Genomic DNA, 26,203 nt, shown 5'->3' with positions numbered 1-26,203 from the left:
CCGTATCGCGGCAGCGTGAATCGAATCTGCAAGGAGGCCCGCCCTGACCCCCGCCGCCCGCTGCGCCGCCGCCATCGAGGTGCTGGCCGACATCGCCGACCGCCGACGCCCGGCCGCCGACGCCCTGAAGGACTGGGGCCTCGCCCACCGCTTCGCCGGCTCGGGCGATCGCGCCGGCATCGCCAGCCTCGTCTACGACGCGCTGCGGCGCCGGGCGTCCGCCGCCTGGATCATGGGCTCGGAGACGCCCCGCGCGGTGCTGATCGGGGCGCTGCGCCTCCAGCAGGGGCTCGCGGCGCCCTCGGTCGCCGCCCTGTTCTCCGGCGAGCGGTTCGCGCCGGCGCCGCTCACGGACGACGAGCGGGCGCGGCTGGAGACCGCCACCCTGGAGGGCGCGCCCCCCGAGATCGCAGGGGACGCGCCGGCCTTCGTATTGCCCGAGCTGGCGGCGGCGCTCGGCGACGACCTGATCCCGGAACTGCGCGCGCTCGCGCGCCGCGCGCCGCTGGACCTGCGCGTCAACGCCCTGCGCGGGTCCCGGGAGGCCGTCCTGCCGGCCCTCGAAGCCTTCGGCGCGGCGCCCACCCCGCACGCGCCGCTCGGCCTGCGCGTGCCCGTGGGCGCGGACGGGCGCGGCCCCGCCCTCCATGTCGAGGCGGAGTTCCTGGAGGGCTGGTACGAGATCCAGGACGAGGGCTCGCAGCTCGCCGCGCTGCTGGCCGACCCGGAGCCCGGGGAGACCCTCGTCGACCTCTGCGCCGGCGGCGGCGGCAAGACCCTGGCGCTCGCCGCAGCCACCGGCAATCGCGGCCGGCTGATCGCCACCGATGGCGATCCCCGCCGGCTCGCCCCGATCCACGAGCGCCTGCGCCGGTCCGGCGCGCAGGCCGAGGTGCGCACGCCCCGCGGCGGCAAGGGGCGGGCGGACGTGCTCGCCGACCTCGACGGGACGGTGGACCGGGTGCTGGTCGATGCGCCCTGCACCGGAACCGGCACGTGGCGGCGCAACCCCGACGCGAAATGGCGGCTGCGGCCGGGCAGCCTCGCCAACCGTCTCGCGGAGCAGGCGGCGGTGCTCGACCGGGCGGCGCGGCTGGTGCGGCCGGGGGGGCGGATCGTCTACGTCACCTGCTCGCTGCTGCCGGCCGAGAACGACGGGGCGGTCGCCGGCCTCCTCGCCCGCACCGGCGGCGCCCTCGCCCCCGTGCCCGCCGAGGCGGTGCTCGCGGCCGGGCCGTCCTCCCTCGCGGAGGCGGTGCGCCGCACCGGGCACGGCGTGCAGATGAGCCCGCTGCGCACCGGCACCGACGGGTTCTACGTCGCGGTCCTCGAGAAGCGGGCCTGAGCGGTCGGAGCGCGGGCCGCGGAACCGGCCCGGCGCATCCGCGCGTTGTGGAGCGGGCCGGTCGGAGGCGGACATGCGGGATTCGGGTTCGCGCGCGCGGGTGCATGGCCGCGCTTCCGCCCGGTAGCCCGCCGATGTCCCTCGACCGCAGGCGCGTCATCGCCGGGCTCGGCGCGGCTCTCGGCGCCGGGGCGGCCCGGGCCGAGACGGCGCGATCCCCGCTCCCCGCCGGCGAGACCGAATCGGTGCGCGCCCTGCCGCGCACCCTGCCGGGCGCCGATCTCGACGTGATCGACCTCTGGCCCGGCGAGCCGCCCGGCGGCGGCGACGGGCCCGACGCGGACGGCTACCGCTACGCCGAGACCGCGGCCGGCGGGGTCACCCGGGTCGCGCGGCCCTGCCTGCTGACGATGCGTCCGGCCAACCCCAACGGCGCCGCGGTGATCGTCGCGGCCGGCGGCGGCTACGGCTACATCGCGCTCGGCCACGAGGGCGTGCCGGTGGGGCGGGTGCTGAACGCGGCCGGGATCACCGTCTTCCTCCTCGTCTACCGCCTTCCCGCCGAGGGCTGGGGCTCCGGGCCCGACGCCCCGCGCCAGGACGCGCAGCGCGCCGTCCGGCTGGTTCGGGCGCAGGGGGCGCGGTTCGGAGTGGACCCTGAGCGCGTCGGGGTGCTCGGCTTCTCCGCGGGCGGCCACCTGATGGGCGAGACGGCGGTGGGCGGCGGGCGCGGCCTCTACGACCCGGTCGATGCCGCCGACGCCCTGCCGGTGCGGCCGACGCTCGCCGGGCTGATCTATCCCGTCATCACCATGAGGAAGCCGTTCGACCGCACGGAGACGCGCAGGGCCCTCGTGGGCGACGAGGTGACCGACATGGAGATGCGAACCTACTCGGTCGACGTCCAGGTCGGCCCGGAGACGCCGCCGACCTTCCTCGCCCAGGCCCTCGACGATCCCGTGGCGCTCGCCGACCACCCGCTGCTGATGTTCGCAGCCCTCCGCAAGGCGCGGGTCCCGGCCGAGTTGCACCTGTTCGAGCGCGGCGGCCACGGCTTCGGCCTCGGCCAGGCCGGCACGCCCGTGGCGGCATGGCCCGGGCTCTTCCTGGCGTGGATCCGGCAGCACGGGTTTCTGCGCGGGTCGTCGTCCGGTCCTCTTTGATCGAGGGTGTTCGCGATGCTCGGCATCGCCAGGAGCTTCAGGCCGCGCTCGGGACCGTCACCTGCAAGACGCGCAACGCCGCTTCCGGCTCACGCGCGAGGATCGCAATGAGGCGGCTCGCCACCGGATCGGGCGCGCTCCGGCCCTTCTCCCAATTCCGCAGCGTCCCTGGCTCCACGCCGATCAACGCCGCCATAGCTGCCTGGGTGATGCCCAGCCGCCGTCTGATGGCGCGCAGCGGTTCGGTGACGGTGAAGATCTCCGGCAATGCCGCATCGGGATCGTACCCGTCCTCGATCTGATAGCGGCGGATATCCTCTTCCGTCGTCGCATCGAGCTTCGCATGATCCACGCGAGGCGGACGCTTCGCCAGTTCGGCTAGGCTGATGCGTGCCATCGGGCGCGTTCCTTCCGATTCGACGGCCAAGCCGTGATGATCCAACGCGTGTCGCCGCGGTCGGTATAGACGAGGGTGTAGAAACGTCCGTCGGTCCGGCCGACGGCGATCATCCGCAACTCGCCGTAATCCCGCCGCGTATCCTGCCACGTCACGACCCGGTCGCGGAAGATGAGGGCGGCTGTGCCGAACCCAAAGCCCCGTTCGGCTAAGACCCGGCCTTCCTTTCCCGGATCCCAGTCGAAATTCATAGGCGAACGCCGTTCCGGTGCAGCGAGACACCAGAAACAGGAAAAGGGGCCGCCTCGCGGCGACCCCCTTCCTTCGTCTTCGGACGGGTGGCTGGATCAGAAGTCCATGCCGCCCATGCCGCCGCCCGGCATCGCCGGGGCGGGGCTGTCCTTCTTCGGGGCGTCGGCGACCATCGCCTCCGTCGTCACCAGCAGGCCGGCCACCGAGGCGGCGTCCTGCAGGGCGGTGCGCACGACCTTGGCCGGATCGACGATGCCGGCCTGGATCATGTCGACGTACTCCTCGGTCTGGGCGTTGAAGCCGTAGGTCTCGGAGCCGGTGTTGTCGGTGATCTTGCCGACCACGATCGAGCCCTCGACGCCCGCGTTCTGGGCGATCTGGCGGAGCGGGGCCTCAAGGGCCTTCAGCACGATCTTGATGCCGGCCTGGACGTCCGGGATGTCGGACTTCACCTCGGCGACCGCCTTCTTGGCGCGCAGCAGCGCGGTGCCGCCGCCGGGGACGATGCCTTCCTCGACCGCCGCGCGGGTGGCGTTGAGGGCGTCGTCGACGCGGTCCTTCTTCTCCTTGACCTCGACCTCGGTCGCGCCGCCGACGCGGATCACCGCGACGCCGCCCGCGAGCTTGGCCAGACGCTCCTGGAGCTTCTCGCGGTCGTAGTCCGAGGTGGTCTCCTCGATCTGCGCCTTGATCTGCCCGATGCGGCCCTCGATGTCGGACTTCTCGCCGACGCCGTCGATGATCGTGGTGTTCTCCTTCTCGATGCGCACGCGCTTGGCGCGGCCGAGCATGGGGAGCGTCACGTTCTCGAGCTTGATGCCGAGGTCCTCGGCGATCATCTGACCCTTCGTGAGGATCGCGATGTCCTCGAGCATCGCCTTGCGGCGGTCGCCGAAGCCCGGCGCCTTCACGGCCGCGACCTTCAGGCCGCCGCGCAGCTTGTTCACGACGAGCGTGGCCAGCGCCTCGCCCTCGATGTCCTCGGCGATGATCAGGAGCGGCTTGCCGGTCTGCACCACGGCCTCGAGGACCGGGAGCATCGCCTGGAGCGAGGAGAGCTTCTTCTCGTGGATGAGGATGTAGGGGTCCTCGAGCTCGGCGACCATCTTCTCCGCGTTGGTGATGAAGTACGGGGAGAGGTAGCCGCGGTCGAACTGCATGCCCTCGACGACGTCGAGCTCGGTCTCGGCGGTCTTCGCCTCCTCGACCGTGATCACGCCCTCGTTGCCGACCTTCTGCATCGCGTGGGCGATCATCTCGCCGATCTCGGTGTCGCCGTTCGACGAGATCGTGCCGACCTGAGCGACCTCTTCCGACGAGGCGACCTTCTTGGCGCGCGAGGTGATGTCCTTCACCGCGGCCGCCGTGGCGAGGTCGATGCCGCGCTTCAGGTCCATCGGGTTGATGCCGGCGGCGACGTACTTGGCGCCCTCGCGGACGATCGCCTGGGCGAGCACGGTCGCGGTGGTGGTGCCGTCACCCGCGATGTCGTTGGTCTTCGAGGCCACTTCGCGCACCATCTGGGCGCCCATGTTCTCGAACTTGTCGGCGAGCTCGATCTCCTTGGCGACGGTGACGCCGTCCTTGGTGATGCGCGGGGCGCCGAAGCTCTTCTCGATCACGACGTTGCGGCCCTTCGGGCCCAGCGTCACCTTCACCGCATCGGCGAGGATGTCGACGCCGCGGAGCATCTTGTCGCGCGCGTCGGAGGAGAAACGAACGTCTTTCGCTGCCATGTCTTCCTCTTTTGGTTGAGTTCAGCCCCGAGACCGGTCGATCTCCAGGGGCAAGTGACAAAAAATCAGGCGGCGACCACGCCCATGATGTCGGATTCCTTCATGATCAGGAGATCCTGGCCATCGATCTTGACCTCGGTGCCGGACCACTTGCCGAACAGCACGCGGTCGCCGGCCTTCACGTCGAGCGGGTTGATCTTGCCGGACTCGTCGCGGGCGCCGGGACCGACGGCGACGATCTCGCCCTCCTGCGGCTTCTCCTTGGCGGTGTCCGGGATGATGATGCCGCCCTTGGTCTTCTCCTCGCTCTCGATGCGACGGACGACCACGCGGTCGTGCAGCGGACGGAACTTCATGAGCTGCCCTCTTGCTTAACGTCTGGACTTGGCGTTGATGCGGCCCGGCGGTGCCGCCCCCGCCGAGGCTGTTAGCACTCTGCCTCGGCGAGTGCCAAAGGCGGTGGCGAGTTAGCTACGGCCCGGTTCCGAGTCAAGGCTGTCGCACCCCATCGCGACGCGGCGATGACGTTTTTCCTCCGGCCCCGGACGACCGACCCGCATGCTGAGCCTGCACGGACCGGAGGGCGCGCTGCCGTACGAGCCCGGCGCCCCGATCCCGCCGCGGGTGGTGTGGATCGACCTGAACGACCCGACGGCGGAGGAGGCCGCCGCCGTGGAGGCCGTCACCGGCCTGCGGGTGCCCTCCCACGGGGCGCTCTCCGAGGTCGAGACGTCGAGCCGCCTGCGCCGGCTGAAGGGCGGGCTGTCGCTGTCCACGCCGATGATCACCTTCGAGCAGGCCGATTCGCACCTGATGCCGCTGGGCTTCCAGCTCACCCGGGACCATCTCGTCACCGTGCGCTTCCACGAGTTGCGCGCCTTCGCGTCCGCGCGCGAGCGTGCCGCGGAGGCCGGGGCCACGTCCTCGGCGGAAATCTTCCTGATCGTGATCGAGGAACTGGTCGACAGCCTCGCCGACGCGCTGGAGGACATGGCCTCCGACCTCGACAACCTGTCGACCCGGATCTTCGATTTCGACGGGCGCGGCCGCCCGCGCCGGTCCGGGGAATCGCCGCCGCCGCGACGCCGGGACCTCGCCCTGCGGCGGATCCTGCGCGGCATCGGCCGGCGCGGGAAGCTGCTGGGAAAGATCCGCGCGAGCCTGCTCGGGCTGGAGCGAATCGTGCCGTTCGTGGCCGATTCCTGCGAGTCCCTCGGACTGCCGGAGAACGGCCGCTTCGACACCATCGACCGCGACATCGCCTCCCTCGACGAGTTCGAGATCCGCCTGAGCGAGAACGTCCAGTTCCTGCTCGACGCGGCGCTCGGGCTCATCAACATCGAGCAGAACAACGTCTTCCGGGTGCTCACCGTCGTCTCGGTGGTGGGCGTGCCGCCGACGCTGATCGCGTCGATGTACGGCATGAACTTCAAGAACATGCCGGAGCTGGACTGGACCTACGGCTACCCCTACGCGCTCGGGCTGATCCTGCTGAGCGCGGTGGCGCCGATCGTCTACTTCCGGATCCGCGGCTGGTTCTGAGGCGGCCCGCTCAGCCGTGCAGAGGCGCCCCGTGCAGCGGCGCCCCTCGCAGGGGCAGGCTGCGGGCCTCCTCCAAGGGCATCGGGGCGCCGAGCAGGAAGCCCTGCGCGCGCGTGACGCCGATCGCCCGCAGCACCGCGTACTCGGCCGGGGTCTCGACCCCCTCGGCCACGACCTCGCAGCCGATGCGCCGGCCGTAGCTCGTGAGCGCCTCGGCCAGCGCCCGGCGGGCCGAATCGGCGTGCAGGTCCTGGATGAGGCTGCGGTCGAGCTTGATGAACTCGGGCGCGAGATCCAGCACGTGGCGGAAGGTCGAGTGGCCGGCGCCCACGTCGTCGATCGCGAGCCGCAGGCCGCGGGCCCGGAACGGGGCCAGGGCGGCGCGCAGGGCGTCGTAGTCGGCGATCACCGCGTGCTCGGTCAGTTCCACCACGACGCGGTCGAGGGGGATGGCTGCGAAGACCTCCGCGAAGCGGGGGCTGACGACGCTGGCGGGCGACAGGTTGACGGTCAGCTTGAGCGACGGGTCGAGCGAGGCCTTGGCGGCGAGCGCCGTCTCGACGGCCAGGAACTCCAGCTCGGTCCCCAGGCCCACCGCGGCGGCTTCCGCGAACCACACGTCCGGCGAGCGCTGCGGCGCCTCGGTGAATCGGGTCAGGGCCTCGAACCCCGTCAGCCGACCGTCGGAGACGCTGTAGATCGGCTGGAACCGGAGCGTCAGCGCCCGCGCCGCGATCAGGTCGGCGATCCGCTGGCGACGGACGGCGTGATCCTGCGCGATCCGCCGGTCCTTCTCGACCACCGCCGTGACGACCTCGGCGCACAGGCGCAGCACGCCGAGATCGCGCGTGGTCAGGCTGTGGTCGGGGGTGAAGCTGAAGCAGCAGAGCGAGCCGAACGCCGTCCCGTCGGCGTGGCGCAGGGGCACCGCGAGATGCGCCCCGACCGGCATCGCCCGGGTGACCGGCAACCCGGCGGCGACGGGATGCTCGGCTGCGTCCCGCATCAGTTGCGGCATCAGGCCACGGGCGACGTAGTGGCAGAAACTCTCCTCCAGCGGGTCCGAGGCACCGGCGACGATCGGATTGCGCAAGGTTTCGCCGTCGGAGAACCGGAAAATCCGGTCCTCTTCCACGAACTCCGAGACGAATCCCACATCCATCGCCAAGTGGCGGCGCGCGGCGCGCAGGATCCCGCGGATCTGCTCACCCGGACTATCCGCCCCCGCCTCGAACATCGTCGCCAGCGACATCGTGTCCGCACTCTTCGCCGAAGATCTGCCGTCCTCGCGGGACGATCATAGCGGAGGACATCTTTGGGTTGTCAAGCGCGAGAACTTCCCCGCGAGGTGTATAATGCGGCGCCGATTGTCGCTGTGCCCGCGGGAATACAACCAGAAAAAGTAATCTACATTGATAATCGCTTCAGTTGCGAGCCAGTTGCGCCTTCCCGATCGCGAACACGCGGCCGTCGCCGAGCAGGTGCGCGGTGAAGCCGTCCGGGAACAGCCCGTCGAAGGCCTTGTCGCGCACGTTCAGGCCGCCCGTGAACGCGCCGAGCGCCGGCATGACCAGCCGGGTGCCGTCGCTCACGAAGCAGCGGCGGCGCACCGCGCGGCCGCGCATCGCCACCTTGCCGCAGGGGTGGAGATGGCCGGCGATCTCGCCCGGCGCCGGGCCGGGGCTCGGCTCGTGGCGCAGCACCAGCCCCCCGAGGGTCAGCGCCTCGGCGTAGCGGCCGCCGACGCCCGCGTTCACCGCCGCGTCGTGGTTGCCGGCGATCCACACCCAGTCGCGGCCCTCTTGCAGCGCCGCGACCATCGCCCGGTCGCCGGGCTCCATCCGCTCGGGGCCGCGGGCATCGTGGAACGAGTCGCCGAGCGCCACCACCCGGGCCGGGTCGTGGCGGACCACGGCCTCGTGCAGGCAGGCCAGCGTCTCGCGGGTGTCGTAGGGCGGCAGGAACTGGCCGGTCCGGGCGGCGTAGGACGAGCCCTTCTCCAGGTGGAGGTCGGAGACGATCAGGGTGCGGTGCTGCTCGAGCCACACGCCGCCGCACAGGTCGAGAGTCAGGGTCTCGCCGGCCAGATGCAGCGTCGGGTGCTTCTGGGTCTTCTCGAGTCGGAGTCCGGCCGCCACGGCTGCATCCTCGGGGTCGTCGGGGGAGGGCGGATCACCCGTCAGGCCAGGGCCTCCGCGAGAAGTTCCGCCTCGGCCTCGGCCAGGATCTCGTCCGCGCCCTCGCCGTAGACCCGCTCGCGCCCGATCTCCAGCATGACGGAGACGGAGAGCGGCGACACCCGGTCGAGGGCGCGGTGGATGATTCGCCCCTGGATGCGCTCTAGCATCATGCCGAGGCGGCGCACGTCGAGGAGTCCGGTTGCCGCATCCTGGCGCGCGGCGGCGAGCAGCAGGTGGTCCGGCTGGTGCTTGCGCAGCACGTCGTAGATCAGGTCGGTCGAGATCGTCACCTGCCGGCCGGACTTCTTCAGGCCCGGATGGTGGCGCTCGATCAGCCCGGCGATCACCGCGCATTGCCGGAAGGTGCGCTTCATCATCGCCGATTCGTCGAGCCACGCCTCCAGGTCGTCGCCGAGCATGTCCTGCGCGAACAGGGCGGCCAGGAAGTCCGGCTCGATCGCCGCCCGCTCGGACACGTCCCGCGTGGTCCAGATCGCGATGCCGTAATCGTTGGCGGCGAAGCCGAGCGGCCTCAGGCCGGCCCGCTCCAGCCGCCGGGTCAGCAGCATGCCGAGCGTCTGGTGCGCGAGCCGGCCCTCGAACGGGAAGGCGGTGAGGTAGTACCGCTTGCCCCGGGGGAACGTCTCGACCAGCAGGTCGCGCGCGCCCGGCAGCACCGAGCGGCGGCGCTGCTGGAGCAGGTAGTCGCCGATCTGCTTCGGGATCCGGTCCCACTCGAACGGGTCGGCGATCAGCGCCCGCACCCGGGCGGCGAGGAAGGTCGAGAGCGGGAACTTCGCGCCCGCGTAGGAGGGGATCGCCGGGTCGGTCCCGGGGGGCGCGCGGGTCACCAGCGCCTCGTCCTCGGCAAGGCCCTCGAAGCGCAGGGTCTCGCCCGCGAACAGGAACGTGTCGCCGGGGGTGAGCGTCTCGGCGAACGCGTCCTCGATCTCGCCGAGCACGCGGCCCGACTTCGGCAGCACCGTGCCGGGCTTGGCCCGCAGGCTGCGGCCGAGGCGGACCTTGACGCGGGCCGCCTCGACGATGGTGCCGACGTTCATCCGGTAGGCCTGCGCCGTGCGCGCGTCCCGCACCCGCCACAGGCCGTCGGGCCCGCGCAGGATCTTGGCGAAGCGCTCGTAGGCGCGCAGGGCGTAGCCGCCGGTGGCGACGTAGTCGACGACCGCCTCGAACCGCTCCCAGGTCAGGTCGGCGTAGGGCGCGGCCGAGGTGATCTCGTCGTGGAGCGCGACCGGATCGAAGGCGTCGGCGCAGGCCATGCCGAGCACGTGCTGGGCGAGCACGTCGAGCGCCCCTTCGCGGGCGTCGGGCGTGTCCTGGGCCGCCTCCTCGACGGCGTCGAGGGCCGCCTGGCACTCCAGCATCTCGAACCGGTTGCCCGGGACGAGGTAGGCCTTCGACGGCTCGTCCATGCGGTGGTTGGCCCGGCCGATCCGCTGCATGATCCGGCTCGCGCCCTTCGGCGCGCCGACATTGATCACGAGATCGACGTCGCCCCAGTCGATGCCGAGGTCCAGCGTCGCGGTGCAGACGATGGCCCGCAGCGAGCCGGCCGCCATCGCCGCCTCCACCCGGCGGCGCTGGCCCGCGTCGAGGGAACCGTGGTGGATGGCGATCGGCAGGGCGTCGTCGTTGAGCCGCCACAGCTCCTGGAAGGTGTACTCCGCCTGGAGCCGGGTGTTGACGAACACCAGCGTGGTGCGGTGGCCCCGGATCAGGTCGTAGATCGCCGGCATCGCGTGCCACGCGGTGTGCCCCGACAGGGGCAGCGGCCGGCCGAGATCGAGCATCCGCAGGTCGGCCTTGGCGCCGCCCGCGACGACCACGAGGTCGGCCATGGGCGGTTCCGACACGCGCGACGCTTCCCTCCCCCCTGTGTGGGGGAGGGTGGCCCCCGGAGGGGGTCGGGAGAGGGGAGCGCCGTGTCCAGAGGGGTCGCGCCGCGCGCCGCATCCTGCCGCGTCGCGCTGCCCCTCTCCCCCCCCGCTGCGCGGGGTACCCTCCCCCGCAGAGGGGGGAGGGGCAGACGGCGGAGGGGGAAGCGGCGTCTGCGGCACGAGATACCGCCGCAGCGCGTCCGGCTCGCGCACCGTCGCCGACAGCCCGATCGCGGCGAGCCCCGGGCTCAGCCGGTGCAGCCGGGCGAGCGCGAGCGACAGCAGGTCGCCCCGCTTCGAGGTGACGAGGGCGTGCAGCTCGTCGAGCACGACGCAGCGCAGGCCCGAGAAGAGATCGGCGGCCTCGCGGTGGGCGATCAGCAGCGCGAACTGCTCCGGCGTGGTCAGCAGGATGTCGGGCGGCCGGCTGATCTGGCGGGTGCGCTTGTGGGCGGGGGTGTCGCCGGTGCGGGTCTCGACGCGCACCGGCAGGCCCATCTCGGCCACCGGCGCGTCGAGGTTGCGGGCGATGTCGACGGCGAGCGCCTTCAGGGGCGACACGTAGAGCGTGTGCAGCCCGGTCTTTCGGGACTCGGCCGGGGCGCGCGCCGAGAGTGCGACCAGGCTGGGGAGGAACCCCGCCAGCGTCTTGCCGGCGCCGGTCGGCGCCACGAGGAGCGCGGAGCGGCCGGCACCCGCGATCCGCAGGAGATCGAGCTGGTGCGGCCGGGGCGCCCAGCCGCGCGCGGAAAACCACGCCCGGAACGCGGGCGGCAGCAGCGCCGCCGCCGGATCCTGTGCCCGCCCGCTCAGGCGAGCGCCATCAGGAACCGGTCGATCAGCTCCAGCGCCTGCTCGGTCAACGCGCCGGGGTAGCGCACGAACACGTGGCAGCCGCCGGGATAGACCGCGGTGTGGCCGCCGTTGCCGGCCGCCGCCCAGCGGGACGACATGTACAGGGTGTCGTCGAGGAGCGGATCCGCGGTGCCGACCGTGAACAGGGCCGGCGGCAGGCCCTTCAGGTCGGCGTAGATCGGCGACACGTCGGGCCGGCGGCGGTCGATCCCCTCGCGCACGTAGCCGTCGGCGAACCGGGTCAGATCCTCGGTGTTCACCACGAGGCGGTCGCTGCCCCAGTTGCGCACCGAGGGGGTCAGGCCGAGGTCGAAGAAGCCGGCGTTGAGGTTGGCGCCCCGGAACGCCCGGGGCAGGCCGTGCTTGTCGCGCAGGCGCAGGAGCACCATCACCGCGAGGTGCGCACCGACCGACTCGCCGCCGATGGTCAGGGCGTGGACCCCGAGTTCGGTCCGGCCCGGGCCGGCGAGCCACAGGGCCGCCGCCTCGCAGTCGAGCAGGGCGGCGGGATAGGGATGCTCGGGGGCGAGGCGGTACTCCACCGACAGCGCCACGAAGCCGCAGGAATCGGCGATCCGCTCCAGCCACGGATCCTGCTCGTCGGCCGAACCCCAGACCCAGCCGCCGCGATGGATGTGCAGGTAGGCGCCGCGCAGCTTGACCCCCGCCTTCGGTCGGATCACCCGCAGCTTGAGGGGCCCGGCCGGGCCCTCGATCGTCATCCACTCGGCGCGGGCGCTGCGCGGCATCGCCGGGGACGCCTGCGTGCCGGCCCGGCGCCGGGCCCGCACCTCGGCGATGGGCAGGGACCACGGATCGGCCAGCGCGGCGTGCGCCGCGACGATCTCGGCGTTGAGCCGCGTCGTCTCGGGATCGATCGTCGCCGGGTCGAACAGGGCGTGGTCGATCATCGTGCTGGTCGCGTCTCGTCGAATCGCCCGGCGGGCATCTTGGCGGAGATCGCGCGCCTTGCCATCTCGGCACGGGCGGCGAAACCCGCCAACGCCCGGGGCCGCATCGGGTTTCGAATCCGGTGTGGTGCGCCGGTCACGGTTCCGCCGGGATCCGCGCCGACCATAGGCCGATCCCGGCCCGAGAGGCTTCACGAGGACGCGATGCTCGTCGACCACGACCGGCGCCGGCAGGGCGCCTACGACCGCGACCCGGCCTTCGGCCACGCCGACCGGCCTTCCGCCCTGCGCCGCTTCCTCGGCGGCTCGCCCGCGGGAGTGTTCCTGCGGCTGCTGTTCCTCTCGGTGCTGGTCGGCGCCTTCCTGTCGATGCTCGGCCTGACGCCGGGACGCCTGTTCTGGCACGCCTACGATTCCGTCCGGGCGCTCGCCGAGATCGCCGTCACCCAGTTGCACGACGTCACCGGCTGGGTCGTGGCCGGCGCCGTGATCGTCGTGCCGCTCTGGCTGCTCTCGCGCCTGTTCGCCGCCACCCGCTGATTCTGTTTGGGATTTTCCGTCGCGCGTGGCCGGCGCGTCGGGCCCTTGGGGACGGCCGGGCGGTGCTCGCGCCTTCGACGTGCGGCGGCGCACCGCGGCGCGATCCCCTTTCGCGGCGGAGCTTCTAGGATCGGCGGATGATCCCGCCCGGCGAATCTCCCGTGCCCCCGACCCATCGGCGCGTCCTGGCGCTGGCGCTGCCGATGACGCTCGCCAACGTCACGACGCCGATGCTCGGCTTCGTCGGGGCCGCGGTGATCGGGCGGCTCGGCGACGCCGCCTTGCTCGGGGCGGTGGCGCTGGGCGCGGTGGTCTTCGACGCGCTGTTCTGGTCGTTCGGCTCCCTGCGCATGGCGACCGCCGGGCTGACCGCCCAGGCGGTGGGCGGGCGGGACGCCGCGGAGGTCGACCGGACGCTCGCCCGGGCGCTGGCGGCCGGGGCGCTCGCCGGCCTCGCCCTGGTGGTCCTCCAGGTCCCCATCGCCCGGGCCGCCTTCGCGGTGAGCGGCGCGAGCGAGGCGGTGGTCGCCGGGCTGTCCACCTACTTCCACCTGCGCATCCTCTCGGCCCCGTTCGCGCTGGCGAACTACGCGGTGCTCGGCTCGGTGCTCGGGCGCGGGCGCACCGATCTCGGCCTCGTGATCCAGGTCGCGATCAACCTCCTGAACATCGCCCTGACGCTGGCCCTGGTGCTCGGCCTCGATCTCGGGCTCGCCGGGGCGGCTCTGGCGACGGTCGGCGCCGAGGCGGCCGGTTTCGGGCTCGGGCTCGCCGTGCTCGCGCGGCTCGGCTCGCGCCCGTTCCGGGTGCCGCTCGCCGCCCTGCGCGACGCGGCGGCCCTGCGCCGGACGCTCGCGGTCAACCTCGACGTGATCGTGCGGACGCTGGCGCTGATCGCCGGCATCGTCCTGTTCTCGGCACTCGGCGCCCGGCAGGGGGACGTGGTGCTCGCGGCCAACGCCGTCCTGTGGAATCTCTTCCTGATCGGCGGCTTCTTCCTCGACGGCTTCGCCACCGCCGCCGAGACCCTGTGCGGGCAGGCGGTCGGCGCCCGGGACGCCGAGGCGTTCCGCCGGGCCTCCGCCCTCAGCCTGCGCTGGTGCCTCGGCTTCGGGCTCGGCGTCAGCCTGCTCGCGCTGGCGGGCGGGCACGCCTTCATCGCCTTCGTGACGACCTCCGAGCCGGTGCGCGCGACCGCGCAGATCTACCTGCCGCTCGCCGCGCTGGCCCCGCTCGCCGCGGCGGCGCCCTTCGCCTACGACGGCGTCTATATCGGCGCCACCTGGACCCGGGCGATGCGCGACCTGATGCTGTGCGCGCTGGCCGCCTACTGCGCCGTGCTCGCCCTCGTGCAGGCGCTGGATCTCGGCAATGCCGGCCTGTGGCTCGCCTTCGTCGCCTTCCTCGGGGCGCGCGGGCTGGGGCAGGCGCTCGCCTATCCCCGGCTCGCCCGCCGCACCTTTCCCGCCCCGGTCCCCGCCTGAGCGCTCTCCGCTGAAGTGGATGCCGGTTCAGCGAAAGAGAGCGCGTTAAAACAATGACTTAGAGCTGGACACGATTGCAAGGCAATCGGGAACGGCTCTAAGCGGGCGTCAGCGCGGGTCCTTCCAGGTCGTGGCCGGCCGGGTGTTGGCGGCGACCGATTGCGGCGCCGCGGCGCGGGGCAGCTCGGCCTCCGCCCGGCGTCCCGGCGCCCGGCGCGCGTAGGCGGCGCGGCGGCCCCGGCGCAGGCTGCGCCGGCCGCCCTCGGTAGAGGAGCCGACGAACCCGCCGACCACCGCCCCGGCCACGGCCCCGATCGGGCCGCCGACCAGCGCGCCGGCCACGGCGCCGGAGCCGACGCCGAGCGTCGTCCGGCTCTGCGCGAGGGCGGCCCCCGGCGCGGCCAGCGCGCTCGTCAGCGCCAGGGCAAGTACAATCCGTCGCATCGTCGCGTCCCCCCGAGGTCGCATCCTCCAAGTCCCGGGCGGGACCTCGCGGGGCTTGAATCCGGGGAAGGTGACGAAACCGCGGCGACGGCGCCCGCGGCGGACGGAAGCATCTGGGCTCGGCCTACAATCCGCGCGTGCCCTCACCGCCCCGGCCACCCCGGGGCATGGCCTCGCCCGCGGTCTCGTCTAGGGTGCGCCGCAACGCGAGATCCCGGCCGACCGGCCGCCGACGACAGTTTGGAGGAAGACGACGCATGGCCACGCAGACCGATCTCCGCCTGCGCCGGAGCGTCCTCTACATGCCGGGCTCGAACCAGCGGGCCCTGGAGAAGGCCAAGACGCTGCCGGTCGACTCGATCATCCTCGACCTCGAGGACGCGGTCGGGCCCGAGGAGAAGGAGATCGCCCGGGCCCAAGTCTGCGCCGCGGTGCGGGGGGGCGGCTACGGCGAGCGCGAGCTGGTGATCCGCGTCAACGCCCCCCAGACTCCCTGGGGCGAGGCGGACCTGCACGCCGCGATCGAGGCCAAGCCCGACGCGATCCTGATGCCGAAGGTCTCGACCCCCGCCGTGCTGGAGAGCATCGCCGACCGGCTCGAATCCCTCGACGCGCCGGAGGACATCCGCGTCTGGGCGATGATCGAGACCCCGGCCTCGATCCTCAACATCCACGACATCGCCAAGGCGCGGCGGCTCGGGCGCAACCGCCTGACCTGCTTCGTGCTCGGCACCAACGACCTCGCCAAGGACACCTGGGCGCAGATCGTCCCGGGCCGGGTGCCGATGCTGCCCTGGATGATGACGGCGCTCGCCGCCGCCCGCGCCGAGGGCCTCAACATCCTCGACGGCGTCTACAACGACATCAGCGACACCGAGGGCTGCCGGGCCGAGTGCCGGCAGGCGCGCGACCTCGGCTTCGACGGCAAGACCCTGATCCACCCGAGCCAGCTCGAACCGGCGAACTCTTCCTTCGCCCCGACCGACGAGGAGGTCCGCCGCGCCCGGGTCGCGCTCGACGCGTTCGAGCAGCCCGAGAACGCCAAGCGCGGCGTGATCAAGCTGGAGGGCCGCCTCTACGAGCGCCAGCACCTCGGCATGGCCCGGCGCGCGGTGACGTGGTCGGAGGCGATCCGCGCGAAGGGTTTCTGAATCCGGGCTCCTCACCCGGCCATCGTGGTCCCGAACCCGGTCCGATAGGCGGTCGGGCAAGCGCCGAACCGGGTGCGGAAATGATGGCGCAGGGTGGCCGCGGTCCCGAAGCCGCAGGCGGCGGCGATGTCGGGGATCGGCATCCGCGTCGCCTCCAGGAGGTCGCGGGCCCGGGCGAGGCGGGCGCCCGCGAGCCACGCGCCGGGGCTCTGGCCGGTGGCGGCGCGGAAGTGTCGGTGCAGGGCGCGGGGGCTCAGCGCCGCCTCCGCCGCCAGCCTGTCCACGTCCCAGGCCTCGTCGAGGGCGCCGCGCACCCGGTCGAGCAGGGGGGCGAGACGCGAGCCGGCCGCCCGCTCGCGGGGGACCGGCGCCTCCACGTACTGCGCCTGGCCGCCCTGGCGATGGGCCGGCACGACGAGGCGGCGGGCGATCCCGTTGGCGACCGCCGCGCCGTGGTCGCGCCGCACGAGGTGCAGGCAGAGGTCGAGGCCCGCGGCGCTGCCGGCCGCGGTGAGCACGTCCCCGGTGTCGACGTAGAGCACGTCCGGCACGAAGGTCAGGCCGGGATGGCGCGCGACCAGGGCCTCGGCGTAGCGCCAATGGGTCGTCGCCCGCCGCCCGTCCAGCAGCCCGGCCGCCGCCAGGACGAAGGCGCCGGAGCACAGCGACACCATCCGCGCGCCGCCCGCGTGCGCGCTCCGCAGGGCGTCGCACAGGGCGGCCGGGACCGGCGCGTCGATCCCCCGCCAGCCCGGCACGATCACCGTGCCCGCCCCCGCCAGCAGGTCGAGGCCGCCATCCGCGCTGACGCGCACGCCGCCGACCGCCCGCAGGGGCCCGGGCTCGATCCCTGCGACGGCGAAGCGATACCAGCCGGGCCCCAACTCCGGCCGCGGCAGGCCGAACACCTCGACCGCGCAGCCGAACTCGAAGGTGCACAGCCCGTCATAGGCGAGCACCACGACGGGGCGCCGCGCGGCGGGCGGAAGGGCAGGCGATGGGGCGGGCGACGAGGCGGTCGGCTTTGGCACGATCTTGACGATACGCGGCGTTCCTGCCGCTCACCAGGGGGTCGCGGTCCCGCCTATCCTGGATCGGTCACGGGTGATCGGGGAGAGCGGGATGACGAGCGCGGTGTCACGGGTGCCGGCCGCGGAGCCGGAGGCGGCGCGCCGCCACTTCGCGGGGCGCCTGTCCCTGGAGACCGATTGCGCCGACGTGCACGCGGCGCTCGCGGCCGGGGAGGCGGATTTCGTGCTGCTCGACGTGCGCGGGCCCGACGCCTACGGGCGGGGCCACGTCCCCGGCGCGCTGAACCTGCCGCACCGGCAGATCACCGCGGATCGGATGGCGGCCTGGGATGCCGGAACGCTGTTCGTCGCCTACTGCGCCGGCCCGCACTGCAACGGCGGCGACCGGGCGGCGCTGCGGCTCGCCGAGCTCGGGCGGCCGGTCAAGCTGATGATCGGCGGCGTGACGGGCTGGGCCGACGAGGGTTTTGGCTTCGTCACCGGTCCCGAGCCGGGGGAGCCCGCCTGACGGCCGGTCCTAAGCCGGGGGCGCGCCGTAGCGCGTCCGCTGGGTGCGCGGGTCGCGGTCCGTCACCGCGACGAGCCCGGCCTCGGCCAGCCCGGTGAGCGCCCGCAGCACCAGGGCATGCTCCACCGCGAAGGTCCGGGCGAAGGCGCGGCTGTCGCCCGGCAGGCCGAGGTCGAGGGCGGCCAGGATCCCGGCCTCGATCGCGTCGAGGTCCGGCCGCGCCGCCCGGACCCGGTCGAGGGCGGCCGTGAACGCCGCCTCGGAGGCATTCTCGCTCACGCCGCTTCGCGGGCGTGCAGGGTCACCAGCACCGATTTCGAGGTCGGCGTGTCGCTGCCCGCGCCGAAGGTCGAGAGCGGCACCAGCACGTTGAGTTCCGGGTAGTATCCGGCGAGCGAGCCCCGCGGCATGTCGAACGGCACCAGCCGGAAATCCTCGGCCCGGCGGACCGTCCCGTCATCGTGGGTGCCCACGATGTCGACCCGCTCGCCCAGCCGCGCGCGCAGGTCCGCGAGGTCGTCGGGATGGGCGAACACCACGCGGCGCTCGCCGTAGACCCCGCGGTAGCGGTCGTCGAGGCCGTAGATCGTGGTGTTGTACTGGTCGTGGCTGCGGAAGGTCTGGAGCACGAAGGTGTCGGCGGCCCCGCGGGCGCTCTGGTGCTCGGTCTCCGCCGGCAGCGCCGCGTCGGAGAAGTTGGCCCGGCCGGTCGCGGTGGCGAAGACCCGCTCGGCGGCGAGGTTGCGCAGCATGAAGCCGCGGGGCTTGCGCACCCGGGCGTTGTAGCCGGAGAATCCCGGCACCGTCGCCTCGATCAGGTCGCGGATCCGGTCGTAATCCTCGGCGAGGTGCGCCCAGTCGATCCGCGCCGCGCCGACCGTGGCCGCGGCCATCCCGGCGATGATGGCGATCTCGGAGCGCAGCTCCGGCGAGGCCGGCCGGTTGATGCCGCCCGAGCCGTGGACCATGCTCATCGAATCCTCGACGGTCACGATCTGGAGCTTGCCGCCGGCGTTGCGGTCGATCTCGGTGCGGCCGAGGCAGGGCAGGATGTAGCCCACGTGACCGGGGACGAGGTGGGCGTGGTTGAGCTTGGTCGCGATGTGCACCGTCAGCCGGCAGCCCGCCAGCGCCGCGGCGACCACCGGCGTGTCCGGCGTCGCGCGCAGGAAGTTGCCGCCGAGCGCGATGAAGGCGCGGGACCGGCCGTCGCGCATCGCCCGGATCGCGGCCAGCACGTTGTGGCCGTGGCGCCGCGGCATCGCGAAGCCGAAATGCCGCTCCAGCGCGTCGAGGAAGGCCGCGGACGGCCGCTCGTTGATGCCGACCGTGCGGTCGCCCTGCACGTTGGAGTGGCCGCGCACCGGGCACAGGCCGGCGCCGGGCCGGCCGATATGGCCGCGCAGCAGCAGCAGGTTGGTGATCTCGCGGATGGTCGCCACCGAGTGGCGGTGCTGGGTCACGCCCATCGCCCAGGTGGCGATCACGCGCTCCGCGCCGAGATAGACGTCGGCGGCGGTCTCGATCTCCGCGCGGGTCAGGCCGGACTGATCGAGGATCTGCGCCCAGTCCGTCGCCTCCACCGCGGCGCGGTAGGCGGCGTAGCCCGCGGTGTGGTGCTCCACGAAGGCGCGGTCGAGGAGCGTGGGGCGCCCCTGCGCCACGGCGGCGGCGTCGCGGGCGAGGACGACCTTGGCGATGCCGCGGAAGGCGGCCATGTCGCCGCCGGGCCGCGGCTGAAGGTAGTGGCTGGCGATCGGGCGGCTCGCGCCGCGCAGCATCTCCACGGTGTTCTGCGGATCGGCGAAGCGCTCCAGGCCGCGCTCGCGCACGGGGTTGAGCACCACGACCCGGGCACCCCGCTCGGCGGCGCGGCGCAGGTCGCCGAGCATGCGCGGGTGGTTGGTGCCGGGGTTCTGGCCGACGCAGAAGATCGCGTCCGCCCGCTCGAAATCCTCCAGGAGCACCGTGCCCTTGCCGATGCCGATCGCCTCGGTGAGCGCGACGCCGCTCGCCTCGTGGCACATGTTCGAGCAGTCGGGGAAGTTGTTGGTGCCGTAGGCCCGGGCGAAGAGCTGGTACAGGTAGGCGGCCTCGTTCGAGGCGCGGCCCGAGGTGTAGAACTCGGCCTGGTCCGGGTCGTCGAGGGCGCGCAGCTCCGCGCCGATCTCGGCGAACGCGTCCGTCCAGCTCACCGGAAGGTAGCGGTCGCTCGCCGCGTCGTAGCGCATCGGGTGGGTAAGCCGGCCCTCGCTCTCGAGCGCGTAGTCGCTCCAGCCGCGCAGCTCGCTCACCGTGTGGCGGGCGAAGAAGGCCGGCGGCGTGCGCTTGTCGGTGGCCTCCCAGGAGACCGCCTTCACGCCGTTCTCGCAGAACTCGAACGAGGAGCCGTGCTCCGGGTCGCCCCAGGCGCAGCCGGGGCAGTCGAACCCGTCGGGCTGGTTGGCCTTCATCAGGGCCCGGGCGCCGGACAGCGGCGCGCGGCTGCCGAGCAGGTGCTTGCCGCAGCTCTTCAGAGCGCCCCAGCCGCCCGCGGCGGAGGAACGTTTGGGAGACCCGACCGGGCTGTCCATCGATGATCCTGGAGGAGGTGTCGCGATCCGTTTCGCACCCGCGAGATAAGCGGCGGCGCGCGCGGTCCACAATCGCGGTCCGGCGCAGCCCCCTCATGCGCGCGGCGCGGGCTAAGTCCCCGCAGTGCAAACAGATTCTAAAGTGAGCCCCGGCGCAGCGCGAAGCTTGACGCCGTGACACCGCAACTCCTATGAGATATAGCATAAGCTATATGAATGAGGCGTTGCGATGTTCGGCCGCTGCACCATCCGTTCCGGGACCGGCCTCGCCGCGCTGTCGCTCGCCGGGGCGGTGATCGGGTTCCCGCCCGCGGCGCGGGCGCAGTCCCTGCCCACGGCCGCCGAGAACCTGACGCCGGGCGACATCGACAGCGAGCACCTGTTCGGCTTCACCGAGGGCAGCGACATCGGCGTGCCGGGCGAGGCGGAGCTGGAATGGGAGACGACCGGGCGGCTCGGCAAGCGGCTCGGCCGCTTCCGGGCCTTCGACAGCGGGTTCGCCGTGAAGGTGCCGCTGACGCAGGATTTCCGGCTCGCGCCGGGCCTCATCTTCAACGCGCACGACGTCGGCCTGCCCGGCGATCCGGCCCGAACCACCGGCGGCTTCAACGGCGGCTTCCTCGAGATGCGCGTTCGCCTGCTGGACCGGCGCGCCGCCCCGTTCGGCCTGACCCTCAACATCGTGCCCGGCTACGGCACCGTCGACGGCGGATCGGGCGCGCCGGCGCGCAGCTTCGGCACGGAGGCCGGCCTGCTGATCGACCGCGAGCTGATCCCCGGCCGGCTCGTCGCCGCGCTCAACGTCAGTGTCGCGTTCTCGACGACCCGCCTCGGCGGCGCGGAGGCGCCCGCGCTCGCGTCGGGCGCCGAGGTCTCGGGCGCGCTGGCCTATCAGGTCCGGCCGGGGCTCTTCCTGGGCGGGGAGGCGCGCTACGTCCGGGCCTACGCAGGTCTGGCGCTCGACCGTCCGGTCGGGGCGGCGGTCTATCTCGGGCCGACGGTCTACACGACCCTGACGCCCCACGCCTGGGCGTCGGTCACGTGGAGCTTCCAGGTCGCCGGACAGGCCTCGGGCGAGCCCGGCCCGCTCGATCTCACGAGCTTCGATCGCCACCAGTTGCGGCTTCGGGTGGGGTACAGCTTCTGACGGCCGGGCGCGTCAGCCGGTGCCGTCGCGCGCCAGCGCCGCCGCGTCGCGCCCGACGATGCCCGCGAGGCGCGTCAGGCCCTCCGCCCGCATCCGCGCGGCGAGGCCCGCCTTGATCCGCCCGACGAGCCCCGGCCCCTCGTAGACCAGGCCCGAGTAGAGCTGCACGAGGCTCGCCCCGGCCCGCAGCTTGGTCCAGGCGGCGGCCGCCGAGTCGACCCCGCCGACGCCCACCAGCGGCATCGCCGTGCCGACCCGCTGCCACGCCTGCGCCAGCATCCGCGTCGAGGGCGCGAGGAGCGGCCGGCCCGAGAGGCCGCCGGTCTCGCGCGCCAGCGCCGCCTCGCGCAGCGTGTCGGGCCGGGCGACCGTGGTGTTCGACACGACCAATGCCTGCACGCCGCGGCGCACGGCGGTGGCGCAGACCGCGTCGAGGGCGTCGAGGCCCATGTCGGGGGCGATCTTGAGCAGCACCGCGGGATCGGCACCCGACGCATCGCGGGCCTCGACCACCCGCGCCAGCAATGCGTCGAGGAAGGCCTCGCCCTGGAGGTCGCGCAGGCCCGGGGTGTTGGGCGAGGAGACGTTGACGGTGACGAACGCGACGTGCGGCGCCAGCGCCGCGGTGCAGGCGGCGTAGTCGGCCAGACGGTCGGCGGCGTCCTTGTTGGCACCGATGTTGACGCCGACGAGACCGGGCCGGCCGGCCCGCGCCCGCAGACGGCCGGCCACGGTCGGGAGCCCCTCGCTGTTGAGCCCGAACCGGTTGATCACCGCCCGGTCGGCCGGGAGCCGGAAGACGCGGGGCTTCGGGTTGCCGGGCTGCGGGCGCGGCACCACCCCGCCGACCTCGACGAAGCCGAAGCCGAGCCCGAGCAGGGCGTCCGGCACCCGGGCGCCCTTGTCGAAGCCCGCCGCCAGCCCGACCGGGTTGGGGAAGCGATGCCCGAACGCCTCCACCGCGAGCAGCGGGTCGTCTGCGGGCGGGGCCGAGGGCGGCAGCGCCGCCAGCGCGTGGATGGTCAGGTCGTGTGCGCGCTCGGCGTCGAGCCGGTGCAGCAGCGGCCGGACCAGCGGGAAGGCGGCTCCGATCACGGGTGCGGGGTTCACTGGGGCGGGATCCCTTCCGGAAAGGCGTGGCGCCCGTCGGGGCCGAGCGGCAGGTCCTCCACGCTCACCACCGCGTCGAGGGGCATCTCGCCGTAGAGGTGGGGGAACAGCGCGCCGCCGCGGGAGGGCTCGTAGCGCAGGGCGTCCCCGAGCCGGTCGGCCTCGACCGCCAGCAACAGCAGGTCGTCCTGGCCGGCGAAGTGCCGGGCCGCGGTCTCGGCCACCTGCGCCGCGGTGGAGAAGTGGATGAAGCCGTCGGCGCGGTCGACCGGCGCGCCACCGAAGCGGCCCTCCGCCTCGGCCGTCGTCCAGAGCGGGCGGGGACAGATCTTGTAGACGAGCGGCATGGCGGCACCCCGGGAACCGGGCGTCGATAGAGGGCAGCGAAGCGGCCCGCAACGGCCGAACCGACGATTGCATTTTGTCCGTGGTAGTTCTACTTTCCTCACCTAGGCTGAGCGTCATAAGAGCGGGGTCCGCTCCGGCTGCGCCGGGCGGCGCCGAACACACGCAATCGTCCGCGCGTTTCCGCCTGAGCGCAGGTCGCCCGGGCGGGAGCGTGCCGTGGCGTCTTCGCGGCGGCCGGGCTCCGGCCGGCGGGACGGGGATGCCGGTCCGGTGAGTTGGAGCTCCGAACCGCCATGCTCTCGCACGAGCAGATCTGGAACGCGATCGACCGCCTCGCGGAGCGCCACGGCTACTCCGCGTCCGGCCTCGCCCGGCGCGCGGGCCTCGACGCCACGAGTTTCAACCGCTCGAAGCGGATCGGCGCCGACGGGCGCAAGCGCTGGCCCTCGACCGAGTCGGTCTCGAAGGTGCTGGCCGCCACCGGCGCCAGCCTCGACGAGTTCCTGCGGCTGATCGAGGCCCGCTCGGTCCCCGCCCGGACGATGGTGCCGCTGGTCGGCCTGACCCAGGCCGGGGCCGGGCGGCTGTTCACCGACGACGGCATGCCCACCGGCGGGGCGGGCTGGGAGGAGATCGAGTTCCCCGATCTCGGCGAGGAGCGCGCCTTCGCCCTGGAGATCCAGGGCGATTCGATGCTGCCCCTGTTCCGCGACGGCGACGTGCTGATCGTCTCGCCGACCGCCAGCGTGCGCAAGGGCGACCGGGTCGTCGTGCGCCTGCACGGGGGCGAGGTGGTCGCCAAGGAGCTGCGGCGGCGCACCGCCCGCACCGTCGAGCTGGCCTCGCTCAACCCGGAGCATCCCGAGCGGGTGCTCAACGTCGGCGAGATCGCCTGGATCGCCCGGGTGATGTGGGTGCGGCAGTGACCGGCCCCGGCGGCGGCGCAGGCTTGGCCGACGGCGCAGGCTTGGCCGACGGCGCAGCCTTGGCCGTGGCGGCGGATGCGGCTATCGCTGGCGGGTGACGGTCCCCCGGGACCGACCCTGCCCGGACGCAGCATGGCCCAGCTTGGGACGGATGACGAGACCGGCGGGGCACTCCCGAGCGCGGCGCGGGCCCTCCTCGATGCCGCGCCGACCCCGAGCCTCGTCCTCGACGCGGCGGGCCGCCTCGTCCACGCCAACCCGGCCCTGACGGCGCTGACCGGCTACCCCGCCGACGACCTGTGCGGGTCCGGGCTCGACCGGCTGGCCTCGGCCCGCCACCCGGCGCCGGATCCCGGCCGCGACGGGCCGCAGGAATTCCTCGCGGCCCGCGCCGACGGGGCGAGCTTCTGGGCGAGCCTGACGCTGGCGCCCCTGCCCGGCGGCGCGCTGCGCATCGGCCAGATCCTCGACGTGACCGGCCGGCGCGAGGCGGAGAGCGCCCTGGCGCTGTCCCGGCAGCGCGAGGCGCTGGGTCTCCTGACCAACAGCGTCGCGCACGAGTTCAACAATTTCCTCCAGATCCTGATCGGCTACATCGACGGGCTCAAGCGCCGGCTCGGCGACCGGCCCGAGCCGTTCATCCAGCGGGCGATCACTCGCTCGGCCGACGCCACCGAGCGCGCCGCGATCCTCACCCGGCAGTTGCTCGCCTATTCCCGGCGCATCGCCCCGGACGTCCGGCCGATCGACCTCGACGCGGTGGTCGCGGAGCTGGGGGCGCGGCTCGCACCGGATCTCCCCCGCGGCATCGCCCTCGTGGTCGCCGACACGCCCGGCCTGCCGCGGGCGATCAGCAACCCGACCCAGGTCGAGTTCGCCCTGCGACATCTGGTCGCAAATGCCTGCGAGGCGATGCCCGAGGGCGGCACGCTGACCCTGTCGACGTTCCGGATCGACCCCGGCGACCGGAGCATGCAGCACCCGGACGAGGGCTCGGTCGGGATCGGGGTCTCCGATACCGGCCAGGGCATGTCGCCGGAGATGCTCGCCCGGGCGCTGGCGCCGTTCCAGACGAGCCGGGAGGCGGGCCGCGGCGCCGGGCTCGCCATCGTCCACGGGCTGATGAAGCGCCAGAACGGCACGATCACGATCGACAGCCGCCCCGGCGGCGGCACGCGGGTGCGCCTCGTCTTCCCCGCCGCGCCCGAGCGGGCGCTGCACTGAGGCTGAGCCCCGAAGATCCGAACAGGTTCGGACGCCGCGGACTAAAACCGCGGCCGAGCCGTTCCCATATCGTCGACGTCGGCGTCAGCCGTCATTTCGTCCCTAGAGGCGTGCACATGCTCACTTCCCCCCCGCGCCGCCGGCGCACGGCGGCCCTTCTGGCTCTGGCTGCGGCCCTGACCGTCGCGGCCCCGGTCGTCGAGGCCCGCCCGGGCGGCGGCGGGTCCTCCGGATCGCGCGGCTCGCGCACCTTCGATGCCCCGTCTGCGACCCCGACGGCGCCCAGTGCCGCCCAGCCGATGCAGCGCACCCAGTCCGCGCCGGGCATGTCCAACCCCGGCATGCAGGCGCCCGCGTCCGGCCGCCGGTTCGGCGGCGGCTTCTTCGCGGGCCTGCTCGGCGCCGGCCTGCTCGGCGCCCTGCTCGGCGGCGGCTTCTTCGGCGGGCTCGGCGGCATCGCCTCGTTCCTCGGCCTGCTGCTCCAGGTCGGCCTCGTGGCCCTGCTGGTGATGTTCGCGGTCCGGCTGTTCCGGCGCCGCAACCAGCCCGCGGCCGCCCACGCCCGCTCGGGTCTCGACAGCGGCCAAGGTCCGGGCTCGCCCGGCCCGATGGGCGGAGCCGGCCCGGGTGCCGCGGGCGGTGCCGCCGGGATGTTCGGCGGCCAGCGCGCGCCGCAGGCCCGGGCGGTCCAGATCGGCCCGAACGACTACCAGGCGTTCGAGCGGCTGCTGGGCGACATCCAGGACGCGTACTCGCGCGAGGACCGGGTGACGCTCGGCAACCTCACGACCCCGGAGATGGCCGGCTACTTCGACGAGGAGCTGCGCGCCAACGCCGCCCGCGGCGTGGTCAACCGCATCTCCGACGTGAAGCTCCTCCAGGGCGACCTGTCGGAAGCCTGGGGCGAGGACCGCACCGACTACGCCACGGTCGCCATGCGCTACGCCCTGAAGGACGTGACCGTGGAGCGCGGCAGCAACCGGGTCGTCCAAACCGGCGAGCCGGAGGCCACCGAGCTGTGGACGTTCCTGCGCCAGCCCGGCCGCGGCTGGGTGCTCTCGGCGATCCAGCAGACCCGCTGATCGACGTTCAGACTTCGAGACGACTCCGGGCCGCCCGCTGGGCGGCCCTTTTTTGTTGTCTTCCTCGGCGTCTGATACCAACGGCCTGTGAGGGTGACTCGGCGGGTTGCGGGTTGAGCTGGCTTCTGATTCGTTTGGCGGATCAGGAGGACACGCCATGTCCGGGATCGCGATCACCCGCACGGATCTGAGCGCCGAGGGGTTGCGCGCCGCCGCCTCCAAGGCGCCCAGCATCCCGGCGGCCCGTCGCATGCTGGCGCTCGCCCTGGTGCTGGAGGGCGCTGATCGCACCACCGCCGCCCGCGCCTGCGGCATGGACCGCCAGACCCTGCGCGACTGGGTGCACCGCTACAACG

General features: G+C 73.3%; 26 protein-coding genes. 12 read left to right on the top strand and 14 right to left on the bottom strand.

Annotated elements, in window-relative coordinates; translation table 11 throughout:
• Window positions 1-79: 79 nt before the first annotated feature.
• Together Q8W71_RS10840 and Q8W71_RS10835 are read left to right on the top strand one after the other, a co-directional pair.
• A complete protein-coding gene (locus Q8W71_RS10840) occupies window positions 80-1,345 on the top strand; it encodes an RsmB/NOP family class I SAM-dependent RNA methyltransferase (protein WP_370875384.1) in 1,266 nt (421 codons plus the stop codon).
• Window positions 1,346-1,479: 134 nt separating this feature from the next.
• The gene (locus Q8W71_RS10835; protein ID WP_305525372.1) at window positions 1,480-2,508 is read left to right on the top strand and encodes an alpha/beta hydrolase; all 1,029 of its coding nucleotides are present in this window, start codon (window positions 1,480-1,482) and stop codon (window positions 2,506-2,508) included.
• Between the two features lie 37 nt (window positions 2,509-2,545).
• On the opposite strand, the gene Q8W71_RS10830 is transcribed toward Q8W71_RS10835, so the two are convergent.
• The 4 genes from Q8W71_RS10830 to groES all read right to left on the bottom strand — a co-directional run bounded on the left by Q8W71_RS10830 (window position 2,546) and on the right by groES (window position 5,249).
• Window positions 2,546-2,905: a helix-turn-helix domain-containing protein gene (locus Q8W71_RS10830; RefSeq protein WP_305525371.1), complete on the bottom strand. Its 360-nt coding sequence runs from the start codon at window positions 2,903-2,905 to the stop codon at window positions 2,546-2,548.
• Window positions 2,887-3,156: a BrnT family toxin gene (locus tag Q8W71_RS10825; RefSeq protein ID WP_305525370.1), complete on the bottom strand. Its 270-nt coding sequence runs from the start codon at window positions 3,154-3,156 to the stop codon at window positions 2,887-2,889. Before Q8W71_RS10825 ends, Q8W71_RS10830 begins: the two co-directional genes overlap by 19 nt.
• Window positions 3,157-3,252: 96 nt before the next feature.
• Window positions 3,253-4,893 (bottom strand): chaperonin GroEL, encoded by a 1,641-nt coding sequence (gene groL, locus Q8W71_RS10820; RefSeq protein WP_305525369.1) that lies wholly within the window; start codon window positions 4,891-4,893, stop codon window positions 3,253-3,255.
• 65 nt (window positions 4,894-4,958) lie between these two features.
• Entirely contained in the window at window positions 4,959-5,249 is a 291-nt protein-coding gene (gene groES, locus Q8W71_RS10815; RefSeq protein WP_305525368.1) for a co-chaperone GroES, read from the bottom strand.
• Window positions 5,250-5,451: 202 nt separating this feature from the next.
• On the opposite strand from groES, the gene Q8W71_RS10810 reads away from it, so the two are divergent.
• Window positions 5,452-6,435, top strand: a complete 984-nt coding sequence (locus Q8W71_RS10810; RefSeq protein WP_305525367.1) for a CorA family divalent cation transporter — start codon at window positions 5,452-5,454, stop codon at window positions 6,433-6,435.
• A 10-nt stretch (window positions 6,436-6,445) separates the two neighbouring features.
• Here Q8W71_RS10810 and Q8W71_RS10805 read toward each other — a convergent pair whose 3' ends face one another.
• The 4 genes from Q8W71_RS10805 to Q8W71_RS10790 form a co-directional block, all read right to left on the bottom strand.
• On the bottom strand, window positions 6,446-7,687 hold the full coding sequence (locus Q8W71_RS10805; protein WP_305525366.1) for a sensor domain-containing phosphodiesterase: 1,242 nt from the start codon (window positions 7,685-7,687) through the stop codon (window positions 6,446-6,448).
• A 172-nt stretch (window positions 7,688-7,859) separates the two neighbouring features.
• A complete protein-coding gene (gene pdeM, locus Q8W71_RS10800) occupies window positions 7,860-8,573 on the bottom strand; it encodes a ligase-associated DNA damage response endonuclease PdeM (protein WP_305525365.1) in 714 nt (237 codons plus the stop codon).
• A 41-nt stretch (window positions 8,574-8,614) separates the two neighbouring features.
• Entirely contained in the window at window positions 8,615-11,326 is a 2,712-nt protein-coding gene (locus Q8W71_RS10795; RefSeq protein ID WP_305525467.1) for a ligase-associated DNA damage response DEXH box helicase, read from the bottom strand.
• Window positions 11,323-12,279 carry an alpha/beta hydrolase gene (locus Q8W71_RS10790; protein ID WP_305525364.1) on the bottom strand — a complete coding sequence of 319 codons (957 nt, stop codon included), beginning with the start codon at window positions 12,277-12,279 and terminating at the stop codon, window positions 11,323-11,325. Before Q8W71_RS10790 ends, Q8W71_RS10795 begins: the two co-directional genes overlap by 4 nt.
• Before the next feature lie 204 nt (window positions 12,280-12,483).
• Between Q8W71_RS10790 and Q8W71_RS10785 the strand changes: the two genes are divergently transcribed.
• Both Q8W71_RS10785 and Q8W71_RS10780 read left to right on the top strand, forming a co-directional pair.
• Window positions 12,484-12,819: a DUF6460 domain-containing protein gene (locus Q8W71_RS10785; RefSeq protein ID WP_305525363.1), complete on the top strand. Its 336-nt coding sequence runs from the start codon at window positions 12,484-12,486 to the stop codon at window positions 12,817-12,819.
• Window positions 12,820-12,956: 137 nt separating this feature from the next.
• Window positions 12,957-14,303 carry an MATE family efflux transporter gene (locus Q8W71_RS10780; RefSeq protein WP_305525362.1) on the top strand — a complete coding sequence of 449 codons (1,347 nt, stop codon included), beginning with the start codon at window positions 12,957-12,959 and terminating at the stop codon, window positions 14,301-14,303.
• A 108-nt stretch (window positions 14,304-14,411) separates the two neighbouring features.
• Here Q8W71_RS10780 and Q8W71_RS10775 read toward each other — a convergent pair whose 3' ends face one another.
• Window positions 14,412-14,747 carry a hypothetical protein gene (locus Q8W71_RS10775; protein WP_305525361.1) on the bottom strand — a complete coding sequence of 112 codons (336 nt, stop codon included), beginning with the start codon at window positions 14,745-14,747 and terminating at the stop codon, window positions 14,412-14,414.
• Window positions 14,748-15,004: 257 nt separating this feature from the next.
• On the opposite strand from Q8W71_RS10775, the gene Q8W71_RS10770 reads away from it, so the two are divergent.
• Window positions 15,005-15,898: an HpcH/HpaI aldolase/citrate lyase family protein gene (locus Q8W71_RS10770; protein WP_305525360.1), complete on the top strand. Its 894-nt coding sequence runs from the start codon at window positions 15,005-15,007 to the stop codon at window positions 15,896-15,898.
• An 11-nt stretch (window positions 15,899-15,909) separates the two neighbouring features.
• Here the strand turns inward: Q8W71_RS10770 and ftrA are convergent, their stop codons facing one another.
• On the bottom strand, window positions 15,910-16,860 hold the full coding sequence (ftrA, locus tag Q8W71_RS10765) for a transcriptional regulator FtrA (protein ID WP_305525359.1): 951 nt from the start codon (window positions 16,858-16,860) through the stop codon (window positions 15,910-15,912).
• Window positions 16,861-17,020: 160 nt separating this feature from the next.
• Between ftrA and Q8W71_RS10760 the strand changes: the two genes are divergently transcribed.
• Window positions 17,021-17,437 carry a rhodanese-like domain-containing protein gene (locus Q8W71_RS10760; RefSeq protein WP_305525358.1) on the top strand — a complete coding sequence of 139 codons (417 nt, stop codon included), beginning with the start codon at window positions 17,021-17,023 and terminating at the stop codon, window positions 17,435-17,437.
• Window positions 17,438-17,446: 9 nt separating this feature from the next.
• Here the strand turns inward: Q8W71_RS10760 and Q8W71_RS10755 are convergent, their stop codons facing one another.
• Both Q8W71_RS10755 and Q8W71_RS10750 read right to left on the bottom strand, forming a co-directional pair.
• A complete protein-coding gene (locus Q8W71_RS10755; RefSeq protein ID WP_305525357.1) occupies window positions 17,447-17,716 on the bottom strand; it encodes a hypothetical protein in 270 nt (89 codons plus the stop codon).
• Window positions 17,713-20,010: an FdhF/YdeP family oxidoreductase gene (locus tag Q8W71_RS10750; RefSeq protein WP_305525356.1), complete on the bottom strand. Its 2,298-nt coding sequence runs from the start codon at window positions 20,008-20,010 to the stop codon at window positions 17,713-17,715. Before Q8W71_RS10750 ends, Q8W71_RS10755 begins: the two co-directional genes overlap by 4 nt.
• A 229-nt stretch (window positions 20,011-20,239) precedes the next feature.
• Here Q8W71_RS10750 and Q8W71_RS10745 point away from each other — a divergent pair, with 229 nt between their 5' ends.
• Window positions 20,240-21,157, top strand: a complete 918-nt coding sequence (locus Q8W71_RS10745; protein ID WP_305525355.1) for a hypothetical protein — start codon at window positions 20,240-20,242, stop codon at window positions 21,155-21,157.
• A 12-nt stretch (window positions 21,158-21,169) separates the two neighbouring features.
• Here Q8W71_RS10745 and Q8W71_RS10740 read toward each other — a convergent pair whose 3' ends face one another.
• Complete coding sequence (locus Q8W71_RS10740) at window positions 21,170-22,252, bottom strand: quinone-dependent dihydroorotate dehydrogenase (protein ID WP_305525466.1); 1,083 nt, start codon at window positions 22,250-22,252, stop codon at window positions 21,170-21,172.
• A gap of 11 nt (window positions 22,253-22,263) precedes the next feature.
• Window positions 22,264-22,614, bottom strand: a complete 351-nt coding sequence (locus tag Q8W71_RS10735; protein ID WP_305525354.1) for a DUF952 domain-containing protein — start codon at window positions 22,612-22,614, stop codon at window positions 22,264-22,266.
• Between the two features lie 294 nt (window positions 22,615-22,908).
• Here Q8W71_RS10735 and Q8W71_RS10730 point away from each other — a divergent pair, with 294 nt between their 5' ends.
• The 4 genes from Q8W71_RS10730 to Q8W71_RS10715 all read left to right on the top strand — a co-directional run.
• Window positions 22,909-23,541 (top strand): S24 family peptidase, encoded by a 633-nt coding sequence (locus tag Q8W71_RS10730; protein WP_305525353.1) that lies wholly within the window; start codon window positions 22,909-22,911, stop codon window positions 23,539-23,541.
• 132 nt (window positions 23,542-23,673) lie between these two features.
• On the top strand, window positions 23,674-24,765 hold the full coding sequence (locus Q8W71_RS10725; protein ID WP_305525352.1) for a two-component system sensor histidine kinase NtrB: 1,092 nt from the start codon (window positions 23,674-23,676) through the stop codon (window positions 24,763-24,765).
• A gap of 116 nt (window positions 24,766-24,881) precedes the next feature.
• Window positions 24,882-25,847: a TIM44-like domain-containing protein gene (locus Q8W71_RS10720; RefSeq protein ID WP_305525351.1), complete on the top strand. Its 966-nt coding sequence runs from the start codon at window positions 24,882-24,884 to the stop codon at window positions 25,845-25,847.
• Window positions 25,848-26,004: 157 nt separating this feature from the next.
• Window positions 26,005-26,203: helix-turn-helix domain-containing protein (locus Q8W71_RS10715; protein ID WP_305525350.1), on the top strand; the 199-nt coding region annotated here is incomplete at its 3' end.

The organism is Methylobacterium amylolyticum (genome assembly GCF_030700245.1).
In the GTDB taxonomy this organism is placed as follows: Bacteria; Pseudomonadota; Alphaproteobacteria; order Rhizobiales; family Beijerinckiaceae; genus Methylobacterium.
The sequence above is the reverse complement of the archived record's forward strand: the minus strand, read 5'-3'. Positions and strand labels throughout refer to the sequence as shown.